This window comes from Gordonia sp. UBA7860, from assembly GCF_002500165.1.
GTDB lineage: Bacteria > Actinomycetota > Actinomycetes > Mycobacteriales > Mycobacteriaceae > Gordonia > Gordonia sputi.
On sequence record NZ_DLSO01000171.1, the window covers coordinates 1 to 11,409 of the forward strand.

Here is an 11,409-nt window from a genome sequence, read left to right on the forward strand (position 1 = left end):
ACGGCGCGGACCGTGCCGTCGAATCTGTTCGGCGTGAACTCGGTGGAGTTCGTGGCCCCGGAACAACCAGCACAAGAACGTCTTTCCGACGGCGCGACCATTCCCGCCGACCGGTCACTTGCGACGATCAAACTGCAGGACGCGCAGAACGATCTGCAGACGCTGCTGACGGCTGTGCCTCCCGAGCAATTGGCGGCCGTGCTCGGCACCATCGCGGACGCACTTCGCGGCGGTGGCGCGGTGTTCGGGATGTTCTCCGGCGAACTGAAGACATATTTCGAATCCATCAACGCGCAGTTCCCCACGGGGGCGCCGTCCGGGTTCGACAACTTCAACGATTCGGTACTCGGACTGGCGAAGTCGGCGCCCGAATTGCTGAATACGCTGGGCCGCAGCATCATCCCCGCGATGACCATCGCATCACATCAACGTGACCTCACCGCGCTCCTCACCGCGGCGTCGGGCACGCTCGACCAGGCGCAGACCCTGTTCGCGCGCAACGGCGACGTGGCCAAGCGGTTGGTTCCCGATTTGGACACGATGATCGGCGCGGTGACATTGGAGCCGAACTCGCTTCCGCAGGCGCTCACGGCGCTGAATCAACTGGCCGCCAAGGCGGTCACGGTGTTCACCGGGCTCAACGGCCTCGTGCAGGTCAACATCGGCATCAGTTTCGGTGCGCTGCAGCACTATTCGCGTGCCAACTGCCCGGTCTACAACGGTGGGCCGTATGGTCAGGCGCGTGGTCCGGGATGCGTCGGACCGGGAACAGGTACCGGCCCCACCAGTTCCGGACCGCTGCTCGTCGCGCCTGCATCGAACCAGCAGGGGTCGAACCAGCAGGGATCGAATGCCGACCGGTCGTCGGCGGGTGCGGTCACGACCAGCGCTGACAACCGGACGTTGACGACGGCACTCGACCGCGTGCCGCGTGCCGCTGACACGTTGATGCTCGGCCCGCTCGTGCAGTCGGTGTCACTCGAACGAGAAGGCGACGGCAACGGCACTGGGGGAGGACGATGAGCGCGGTTGAGGGATCGATCCGAAAGCCGTTGATAGGCTTCACCATTTTCGCGCTGGTCGCGCTATTGCTGACGTACATCATCTATTCGACGCTCGAGCGTTCCGTGCCGGGACCGACACGGGATTTCTCGGCCTATTTCAACGACACGTCGGGGCTCCTCGCCGGCGACGACGTGCGTATGGCCGGGGTTCGCGTCGGACGCGTCCAGTCGATCGATCTCGACCACGGACGCGCCAAGGTGACGTTCGAGGTGCAACAGGACCAGCCGGTGTTCACCACCACGCAGGCGGCAATTCGATACCAGAACCTCGTCGGACAGCGCTACCTCGCGCTCTCGCGCACCGACGCCGCGTCCGAGGCGCCGTTGTCTCCCGGATCGACGCTGCAGCAGCCATCGCAGGATTCGTTCGACGTCACCAAGTTGTTGGCCGGATTCCAGCCGGTGTTCGACACGCTGCAGCCCGAGCAGGTCAACGCGCTGTCGAACGGGCTGGTGCAGGCGTTCCAGGGCGACACCGTGTCGTTGAACACCACCGTTGCGCAGATCAGCAAACTTGCCTCTGACATGGCCAACCGCGACGTCGTGATCGGAGCGATCATCGACAACCTCAGCGGCGTGATGCGCGACCTCTCGGTACAGAAGAGTCAGCTCACCGGGGTCGTGACCAGCGTCGCGTCGCTCATCGAGAAACTCAACGCGAACTCGGCGGCGCTGGGCAAGTCCGTCGACCAGGTCGGGCGCACCGCAGCAGGATTCGCAGATGTTCTGGGTCGGTCACGCACCGACCTGGCCGCGGCCGCGAACAACACCAGGTACGCGACGAATGGACTGATCTCGGCGGGAGCGGCGCTCGACCAGACCGTGATCGATCTGCCCAAGTTCCTCGCTCTTCTCTCGAAGGCCATGCAGGAGGGGGCGTACCTGAACGTGTACGCGTGCGATCTCGACATCTCGATCGGCAATGTCCTACTCCCGCCGGGAATCCTCAACAAAATCGGCGGCACCAAACACTCACCGGTGTGCCAATGAGTGGGCGCATGCGAAGAAGCTTCCGCCGGCACCGTCGTACGTGGTACGGCGTCATCGGCGCCGCCGTGATCGTGGCGCTCATTCTGCTGGTCACTGGAATCGGGCAGGCGCACATCGGAAAGAAGTCGTACACAGCCGATTTCGCGCAGGCGGGAGGTATCCGGCCGGGTGACAAGGTGCGCGTCGCGGGAATCGACGTCGGAGAGGTGGCCGACACCTCGCTGGAGCGTGATCACGTCAAGGTCACCATGAAGGTCGATCGCGAGGTCAATGTCACGTCAAACGGCTCGGCCGAAATCAAAATGTCGACGCTGCTCGGTCAGCGCTACGTCGATGTGTCACTGGGCAATTCGTCGCAACCTGCGCCCGACGGTCGGATCGCCAAGACCGCTGTCCCCTACGACCTGCAGAAGACCCTTGAAGTGGGCACCCCGGTGATCGCCGGTGTCGACGACAAGGCGTTGGCGCAGAGCATCACGACGCTCAATGCGCAGCTCTCCGACGCCCCGGCACTTGCTCGACCGACGATCGACTCGCTGGTCGAGATGTCGAAGATCATCACCAACCGCAAAGACCAGATCACCCAACTGCTCGCCGACACGAACACCGTCACCACGGTGGTGAACGACACCCAGACGCAATTGGCGGTCATCGTCGGTCAGGGCGGGCAACTCGCTCAGAAGATCGTCGCGCGTGAGGCCTTGGTGACCAAACTGCTCGACGGCGTTGCGGCGCTGACCGATCAGACGCGAGCTGTCGCCGCCGAGAACGGCGGCAGCTTCGCGCCGATCCTGGCCAACCTCAACACGATCAGCCAGGGCCTCCAGAAAAACCTGGAGAATCTGCGCAAGCTCTTGCAGATACTTCCGGTCACCACGCGCGTGCTGAACAACATCATGGCCGACGGCCCGCATTCCAGGGGATATCTCCCATGGGGTCTCTTCCCCGACAACTGGCTGTGTACCGCGCGTGTGGTGGATGGGTGCTGAGCATGGGAACGAGTCGACACGTGAACACGCATCCACACTGGCGCAGGCCGACGATCATCGTCGCGCTGACCGTCCTGGTTGTCGCGCTTCTCTCCGGGTGCTCACTGGTCCCGGCCAGTTGGAAGGTGGCCGTCGGGTCGCAGATCCAGGTGACCGCCTACTTCGCCAACGTCGCAGGCCTGTACAAGGACAACGACGTCGCTGTGCTCGGAATGCCTGTCGGCCAGGTGACTTCCGTTGAGCAAGAAGGCAATCGCGTCAAGGTGACCTTCAGCATCGACAAGAACATCCCCGTCCCGGTCGACGCGACGCCTGCGATCGTGAACACCTCCATCGTCACCACGCGCCATATCGAGTTGACGCCGACGTACTCCGGTGGGCCGAAACTGACAGACGGCGCGGTCCTCAAGAACGAGGGGCGTAGTCCGGTAGCTGTCGGTGATCTCTTCGACGCCGTCGATCGTCTGGTGTCGTCGCTGAGTACCGACACGGCAGGCGAGGGGCCGATCGCAGATCTGGTCGACATCACGTCGGGAACGACGTCGGGAAACGGCGAACGTATCCGCGAGGCCATCAACCAACTCGGTTCTGCGACAAACGTCTTCGCAGGCAACGGAGATCAGCTCACGCAGATCATCAAGAACACGCAGAAGCTCACCGGCGCGTTGACCGCGAATTACCCGAAGATGAAGCAGTTCTCGTCGTCGATCACTCAGGTGGCGTCAATGCTCGGGCAACAAGCTCCTGGGCTGACGGCGACACTCGACGATCTCAATCAGACGTTGCTCAACACGTCGCAGTTCCTCGGCAACAACTCGACGACCATCAGCGACTCGACGGGCAGACTGAGCGCGCTGGTGCGCAATCTGAGCGACTACTCGCGTCAGGTGGTCGAGACGATCGACGTCGCGCCGCTGCTGTTCCAGAACCTGGCCAACACTGTATCGCCGGAGCAACGCGCGTGGCGCTTGCAGGTGCTCCTTGACAAGTCGCTGATCGACGGTGAGGCGCTCAACCAATTCTGCCAGTCGATCAACCTGCAGAAGAACGGCTGCCGAACTGGCCAGCTCAAGGATTTCGGGCCAGACCTCGGCGTGTTCTCGAGTCTGCTGGAGATGAGCAAATGAGGCAGTACACGATCACGCTGGGCAGACCGCGATCGCCCATCTCGCGCGCCGCGATCGCGGAACATCTGCGGCCGATGCGTCGGGCCCAGATGACTCGGACCCAGATGACTCGGACGCAGATGGGTCGGACGCAGTCGGGTCGGACGCAGGGGAAGCGCCGACGCGGCGACGCGCGTCGAGGTGTCCCGGCGATCCTCACGCTGATCGTCGCGGCGACCGTCGGACTGTGCGGCTGCAGCGCGATGCCCGGCCTCACCGTCGAACAGCTCCCGCTACCTGCTCCCGGTGGGATCGGCGACGGCAAGACGCTCATCGCGCACTTCGACAACGCATTGAACCTGCCGACCCGCGCGAAGGTGAAACTCAACGGCACCGACGTCGGTGAGGTCAGCGACATCGCGGTGCGCGACTACACCGCGATCGTGCAGATGAAGGTCGCAGGCGACGCGCAGATCCCCGCGGGTACCGGGGCGCAACTGCGACAGGCGACGCCCCTCGGTGATGTCTTCGTCGCTCTCATGCCTCCGGCGAACGCATCGGGTCCCTCGGTTGCCGACGGCACGGTGCTCACCGGCCCGACGTCGGCTGCGGCGACCGTCGAGGACATCCTCGTCTCCGCGGCCGCAGTGGTCGACGGGGGATCGCTGGGGTCGCTGCAGCAGATCGTCACCGAGCTGAGCGCTGCCGTGGCGGGCGGACCGAGCAGCCCCGGCAATCTGCAGGGCGCCATCAAGGAATTCACCACCGCGATCAGCAGACTGAACGCCAACTCCGCCGAGGTCGACCGTTCGTTCCGCAACACCTCCGTACTGACCGCGGATCTCGCCGCGGGTCGACCGCAGATCATGGCGGCCATCAACAAACTCGGCCCGGCGATCGACACCATCGACGACCAGATGAACCTGATCTTGTCGACGCTCGACAAGACGAACAGCGTCACCGATGCGGCGAATGACTTCCTCGGCAGCAATTCCGACAGCTTCGTCTCGCTGGTCGGGAGTTTGCGAACCCTGACCGCCGAATTGCGCGACATACCACCGATTCTCGGGCCGGTGTCGCGCAATCTGGGTGAGCTGACGCCGAAGTTCGCCAAGACAATTCGAGGCAACTCTGTTGCGAGTTCAGCAAAGTTGTACTGGCTCACAACGGGATTCGGGTTCGATTCGGCCAGCAGACTGCCCGAACTGCAAGACCTCCAGGCTGGTGGGCAGTCGCTCGAGCAGACGCTGACCCGGGTTCTTGCGCAACTGAGCGGCACGAAGGGATGCTGCGGATGATCACCTGGTTGCGAAAGCACCCGAGTCTGCTCGGCAACATCGGGCTCGTCGTCGTCATGCTGGTCGGCCTCGCCTACATCGGGTTCGGTGCGCTGAGTTGGCGTCCCTGGCAGGGCTCCTACCACCTCACGGTCAACTTCCCGATTTCCGGTGGACTACAAGACAGTTCACGTGTGACGCTCCGCGGCGTCAACATCGGAAAGGTCGAGTCGCTCCGGGTGCAACCGCAGTCGGTGCAGGCCAACCTCACCATCGACGACGACGTCAAGATCAACCGGAATTCCCTGGTATCGGCATTGGGCTTGTCGGCGGCGGGCGAGCAGTACGTCGACTTCACGCCCACGACGAGCAGCGGTCCCTATTTCACCGACGGCGACACGATCGAGGTCAATCAGACGCACGTCACCGCGCCGTTCCCGGCGTTGCTCGAGTCGTCGTTGAATGTCATCAGTCAGATAGACCCGGTGAAACTCCGTGCCACAGTGTCGAGTCTCGACACCGCGCTGACCCCGGAGGCCGGGCAGACCAATCAACTCCGAGTGTTCTTCGACGCCGCGGGCACGGTCTTCACCGACCTGCGTCGGGTGCTGCCCGAGACCACGAAACTCATCCAGCAGACCGGTACGATCCTCGCCACGACTGCCAACGTCCAGCCCGACCTGGGGACGGCGGTGTCGGGCGCGAGTGCAGTGGTGAACTCTGCCGTTGCCGCGAACGGAGAACTCAACACGTTGCTCGGCAAGGGACCCGCCCAGCTCACCAGCCTGAGCGGCTCACTGAGTCAGATCCGAGATCCGTTGACCGGGGTGGTCCAACAGGTCGCAGACATCGCGCGTCAGGGCGCACTGCGCGCACCCGCTCTGGCGACCCTGCTGCCGTCGATCCGCGACGCCTCCTACATCAGCCAGGACATGTTCCACGACGGTGCGTGGTGGGTCATGGCGTCGATCTTCCCGCGGCCCTACTGCAACTACGCGGTCACCCCGATCCGCCCGACCAAGGTGCTCGAAACGGTGATTCCGACCAATCTGTACTGTGTCACCGAAGACAAGAACCAGCAGATCCGAGGTTCGGCCAACGCGCCCCGACCTCCCGGGGACGACACCGCGGGACCAGCACTGGGAGCCGACCCGAACGCACGGACGGTACCGCTGGGATAGGACTGGTCTACCGCCGGGATACGACGGTGTGGCCGCCGTGACGACCACGGCCGAATCCACCCGCGAAGCCGCACATCGCGCCCGCACCCGGGGCGGGCGAGCACACTGAACTGGAAGCACATGACAGCCGACAAGAACAGCACCGACGACAACAACGTCGACAAGATCGACTCCGACGACAACAGCACCGACAAGATCGACACCGACGACGCGCAAGAAGTCGGCACCGGTAAGACAGGCGCCGAGAAGATAGATGCCGAGAAGGTAGATGCCGAGAAGGCAGATGCCGCAGCGTCGGACGATGTCACCGAGCGGCAGGCTCCTCGGACGAAGAGTGCGCGTGCGGCGGCTCGCAGGTCCAGCGCAGCCGCCGACGGGACCCCTCAGGAGACCGCCGCTCAGAAGGCCGAGGGCGGTGCATCAGGCGACGCGGCAGAGCCGGAGAAGAAGGAGCGCAAGGGTTCTCGCCAGGTCTCCGTCACCATCAGCGCCGCGGGAATTCTCAAGGTGCTCGCAGGGATCGTGGTTGTCGCGCTGATCGTGGGTGTCGGACTGCTCGGTTGGGGCTACTACCGCGACCAAGAGAAGTTGGCTGCCTTCGATGATGCGAAGTCGGCGTCGTCGGTCTTCACCGTCAAACTCGTCAGCACCATGAATTCCGACGCCGTCGGCGACATGAAGACCCTGCTGGGGCCGCTGAGTACCGGAGAGTTCAGACAGAATCTCGAGCGTGAGCAGACTGACGGCTCCAAGGCGCTGCGCGATCTCAACGTCAAGGCCACTCCGACGGTCAAGTCGGTGTCGGTCGAGTCGTTCGACGCCGATCGTGCCTCGACGGCCGTGCTCGTCGAGGTGTCCGGCACGAGCACGATCGCGCCCAGCGGCGGTAAGGAGCTGATGCTCGTCTGGCTCAACCTGGTGAAGGAAGACGGTTCCTGGAAGGTGTCCAAACTCAGTGGGGCACAGGCCGGTTTGGGGCAGCAGCAAGGAGCGAGCGGTCCGGCCGCCGATACGCAGGGCGGTTCGCAGAGCCCCGCGCCGGCCGCGCCATCACCCGCCGCGCCTGCTCCTGCTCCCGGCGGCTGAGCCAACCGCGGCGACGTCGGCCCCAGTCGCCGACGCCGCGCCGGTTGCCACAGAGGTGTCACCGTCGCCTGCACGGACCAGGATGGCCACAGGGTTCGCGGCACGCAGTTCCCCGAGGTCTGCGACGCCCCGATAGACCTTGTCCGACAACACATCGCGCCAGGTCCCGGAGGGTAGGTCGAGGAAGGTCAGTGCCGCATCGTCGATGAGGCTGTGGGTGAATCGGGCCGTCACGACGATCACCTCGGGCACCTCGTCGACGACGCGTCCGAACGCGATCGCGTGGTCGGCGCCCGGCCCGTCGGCGTAGAGCGGTAGATAACCGCTATCGCGATCGAATGCTGCCGGACGTGCTGCGCGTACCGCGAGTGCCGCACGCACGACCCGCGCCTTGGGGTGATCGAGCGAACGGTCGTAGTCGACGGGGCGGCGGTTGTCGGGATCGACGAGCGAGTCGTCCCACCACTCGGTGCCCTGGTAGATGTCCGGTACGCCGGGGCACAGAAGCGCAATCGCCTTGCGTGCCAGCGCCTCTTGCTCCCACGCCGAGGCGATCCGCGAGACAAAACGTGAGATCAACTCGGCTGCAGCACCTTTGGTGATCTCGTCGATCCAGGCGTCGATCTGGCCCTCGAACTCCTCGTTGACGTCGGTCCACGACGTGTGCAGTTCGGCCTCCCGCGTCGCCTTGCGCGCGTAGTCGTACAGGCGCTGTCGGAGTTCGTCGCTGACGGTCGCGCTGCCGGGGGGATCGCCGATCGGCCAGACGCCGATGATGTTCTGCAAGAGGAAGTAGCCGGTGAGGTCATCCGGCGGGGGCCAATTCGACCAGAGCTCGTCGACGAGGAGCGACCACCGTTCGGGTACCTGGGCGAGCAACGCGATCCGAGCGCGCACGTCCTCACCGCGTTTGGTGTCGTGCGTGCTGGTCGCCGTCATGGCCAATGGCCATTGCACCGCACGAATCGCGTTGTGGTTGTGGAAGTTCTGCAGGCTCATGGTGGGGTCGGCGGGGTCGCTACCCACCTCGAGCGACGAGACGAGTCGCGCTGTCCGGTAGAAGAGGCTGTCCTCGATACTCTTGGCCGTCACGGCACCGCCGGTCTGTGCCAGCCGAGAACTCGCGGCACCGTCGTGCGTTGTCGCACTGATCACGGTATCGATGGCAGCGGCGAGATCTGCTCTGCGCGCGGCTATCTCGGTCGCGGTGGTGATCAGTAGGGGACGCAGCGACGGATAGTCGGCGCGGTACACGGGCAGCGCCGCGATCAGCTCTGCGGTCGCTTCGGCGACCGCGTCCGAATCGGCGTCGGGATCAGAATGGGTGATCGCGCGGACCAATCTGCGGTGTTCGCTGCCGAACTTTTCGTGCAGCGTCTGCAGTTTGCGTTCGTGCTCCTGTGTGTGCAGCCAATGCGAATCACCCGGTACGCCGGTGACGCGCAGGTGGATCTCGTCGAGTTCGACGACTCCCGACGGTGCGGTGAACACGGCGTCGATGATCCGCATCTGGTCGTATCCGGTCGTCCCCTCGACGGGCAAGGTCGGTTCGAGTTGTTCGTCGGCCGCCAGGATCTTCTCGATGTACAGCAGCGAGTCGGTACCGATGTCGCTTCGCAACTCGTCGAGGTAGGCCATCGGTTGCCAGAGTCCGTCGGGATGGTCGACGCGTAGGCCGTCGATGAGCTCGGCGTCGAAGAGTTCGTTGATCCAGGTGTGCGTTGCGCGATAGACCTCATGGTCTTCTTGGCGTAGGCCCGCGAGCTCGTTGACCGTGAAGAATCTGCGGTAGCCGATGAGGCCGCTGTCCCACGGCACCAGCCGATAGTGTTGGCGCGCATGCACATCCTGTGCGCTACCACCGAGAGTTCCTGGTGCGGTGGGGAATTCGTGGTCGTAATAGCGCAGCACGCCGTGCGAGTCGACGGTCAGCGGCGACAGGTCGCCGTCGGAGGCGACCACGGGGATCGCGATTTTGCCGTCGCATCCGTTCTCCGACGAGAAATCGACGTCGAAGTACGACGCGTACCGCGAGCCGGAGCCGCGCCGGAGTAGATCGGCGAACCACGGGTTGCGCATCACCTCGGCGACACCGGTGTGGTTGGGCACGATGTCGATGATGATTCCGAGGCCACGCTCGGACGACGCGACCCGGAGTGCGCGGAGCCCCTCGAGGCCACCGAGTGTGGCAGACACCTGGGGTGGTGGAACCCAGTCGTAGCCGTGCGTCGACCCTGGCATGGCGGTCCCGATCGGTGACAGATAGATGTGGCTGATGCCCAGCGCCACAAGGTGATCCAGGATGCCGATGGTGGCGGCGAAGTCGAAATCCGGTGTCAGTTGTACCCGGTATGTGGCGATCGGGGGTTGGCGATCGCTTCTCGTCATGCCAGCGTGCGCAAGACGAGGAGTGAACGCGCGCCGATCGTGACCGTGCTGCCGCAGGGCGCCGACTCGATGTGGGAGTCGCCCTGCGGATGTGTGGTGTCCAAGACGCCCTCCCACTCGTGGCCGAGCCGTTCGGAGGCCAACGTGAACTCGATGTCCTCGTAGTGTGCGTTGAAGCAGATCATGAAGCTGTTGTCGGAGATGACCTCACCGCGTTCGTTCTTTTCCGCGATGCCGTTGCCGTTGAGGAAGACTGCGAGGCTCTTGCCGAATCCGCTGTCCCAGTCGGCGGTCGTCATCGCCTCGCCCGAGGGCGTCAGCCACACGATGTCGAGCATGTCCTCCCCCCACCGGATCGGCTTGCCCGCGAAGAAGCGTCGACGTCGGAACACCGCATGCTTGGTTCGCAGGTCGATGGCCTTGCGGGTGAACGCGAGAAGGTCTGAATTCTTGTCGGCGAGAGACCAATCCATCCACGCCAGCGGCGAGTCCTGGCAGTACACGTTGTTGTTGCCCTGCTGGGTACGACCGATCTCATCACCATGCGCCAGCATCGGGGTGCCCTGCGACAGAAACATCGTCGCGAGGATGTTGCGCTGTTGGCGCGCGCGGAGCTCGTTCACTTCCGGATCGTCGGTGGGACCCTCGACGCCGCAGTTCCACGACCGGTTGTGGCTCTCGCCGTCACGGTTGTCCTCACCGTTGGCCATGTTGTGTTTCTCGTTGTAGGACACCAGGTCTCGCAACGTGAAGCCGTCATGCGCGATGACGAAGTTGATACTCGCCGACGGCCGTCGGCCCGTGGACTCGTAGAGATCTGACGAACCGGTGAGCCGAGAGGCGAACTCTCCCAACGTCGCGGGCTCACCGCGCCAATAGTCGCGCACGGTGTCGCGATACTTGCCGTTCCACTCTGTCCACAGCGGCGGGAAGTTGCCGACCTGATAGCCGCCCTCGCCGATATCCCACGGCTCGGCGATGAGCTTCACCTGGCTGACCACCGGATCCTGTTGCACCAGATCGAAAAAGGCCGACAGGCGGTCGACGTCATGCAGTTCGCGGGCGAGCGTCGACGCGAGGTCGAAGCGGAAACCGTCGACGTGCATTTCGAGCACCCAATAGCGCAGCGAGTCCATGATGAGCTGCAGCGTGTGCGGATGGCGTCCGTTGAGGCTGTTGCCGGTGCCCGTGTAGTCCATGTACATCTCGGGCTGACCGTCGACGAGTCGGTAGTAGGCGCCGTTGTCGATGCCGCGGAAGCAGACGGTCGGACCGAGGTGGTTGCCCTCGGCTGTGTGGTTGTAGACCACGTCGAGGATCACCTCGAT

At 64.2% G+C, this 11,409-nt stretch carries 9 protein-coding genes; 7 read left to right on the forward strand and 2 right to left on the reverse strand.

The genetic code is table 11. The annotated features are described in order from the left end of the window. The 7 genes from B3T59_RS20920 to B3T59_RS20950 form a co-directional block, all read left to right on the forward strand. A partial coding sequence (locus B3T59_RS20920; RefSeq protein ID WP_287005030.1) for an MCE family protein occupies positions 1-1,023 on the forward strand: 1,023 nt, incomplete at its 5' end. Beyond that, on the forward strand, positions 1,020-2,054 hold the full coding sequence (locus B3T59_RS20925) for an MCE family protein (RefSeq protein ID WP_049698215.1): 1,035 nt from the start codon (positions 1,020-1,022) through the stop codon (positions 2,052-2,054). The genes B3T59_RS20920 and B3T59_RS20925, both read left to right, overlap by 4 nt. Before the next feature lie 8 nt (positions 2,055-2,062). Further along, the gene (locus B3T59_RS20930; RefSeq protein WP_287005031.1) at positions 2,063-3,043 is read left to right on the forward strand and encodes an MCE family protein; all 981 of its coding nucleotides are present in this window, start codon (positions 2,063-2,065) and stop codon (positions 3,041-3,043) included. Further along, positions 3,037-4,170, forward strand: a complete 1,134-nt coding sequence (locus B3T59_RS20935; RefSeq protein ID WP_376782677.1) for an MCE family protein — start codon at positions 3,037-3,039, stop codon at positions 4,168-4,170. The genes B3T59_RS20930 and B3T59_RS20935 overlap by 7 nt, the downstream gene beginning before the upstream one ends. Positions 4,171-4,274: 104 nt before the next feature. Further along, entirely contained in the window at positions 4,275-5,447 is a 1,173-nt protein-coding gene (locus B3T59_RS20940) for an MlaD family protein (RefSeq protein ID WP_376782676.1), read from the forward strand. After that, positions 5,435-6,607 carry an MlaD family protein gene (locus B3T59_RS20945; protein WP_287005034.1) on the forward strand — a complete coding sequence of 391 codons (1,173 nt, stop codon included), beginning with the start codon at positions 5,435-5,437 and terminating at the stop codon, positions 6,605-6,607. Before B3T59_RS20940 ends, B3T59_RS20945 begins: the two co-directional genes overlap by 13 nt. A gap of 120 nt (positions 6,608-6,727) precedes the next feature. Then, complete coding sequence (locus B3T59_RS20950) at positions 6,728-7,693, forward strand: hypothetical protein (protein ID WP_287005035.1); 966 nt, start codon at positions 6,728-6,730, stop codon at positions 7,691-7,693. Here the strand turns inward: B3T59_RS20950 and treY are convergent. Next, on the reverse strand, positions 7,658-10,081 hold the full coding sequence (gene treY, locus B3T59_RS20955) for a malto-oligosyltrehalose synthase (RefSeq protein WP_287005036.1): 2,424 nt from the start codon (positions 10,079-10,081) through the stop codon (positions 7,658-7,660). The two genes, B3T59_RS20950 and treY, sit on opposite strands and share 36 nt — an antisense overlap. Beyond that, positions 10,078-11,409 (reverse strand): glycogen debranching protein (locus B3T59_RS20960; protein WP_287005037.1); only part of this gene is annotated, 1,332 nt, incomplete at its 5' end. The genes B3T59_RS20960 and treY, both read right to left, overlap by 4 nt.

Coding starts and splice junctions, on each gene's coding strand:
- B3T59_RS20925 (WP_049698215.1), top strand. CDS start 1,020: ATGAGCGCGGTTGAGGGATCGATCCGAAAGCCGTTGATAGGCTTCACC.
- B3T59_RS20930 (WP_287005031.1), top strand. CDS start 2,063: ATGCGAAGAAGCTTCCGCCGGCACCGTCGTACGTGGTACGGCGTCATC.
- B3T59_RS20940 (WP_376782676.1), top strand. CDS start 4,275: ATGACTCGGACGCAGATGGGTCGGACGCAGTCGGGTCGGACGCAGGGG.
- B3T59_RS20945 (WP_287005034.1), top strand. CDS start 5,435: ATGCTGCGGATGATCACCTGGTTGCGAAAGCACCCGAGTCTGCTCGGC.
- B3T59_RS20950 (WP_287005035.1), top strand. CDS start 6,728: ATGACAGCCGACAAGAACAGCACCGACGACAACAACGTCGACAAGATC.
- treY (WP_287005036.1), bottom strand. CDS start 10,081: ATGACGAGAAGCGATCGCCAACCCCCGATCGCCACATACCGGGTACAA.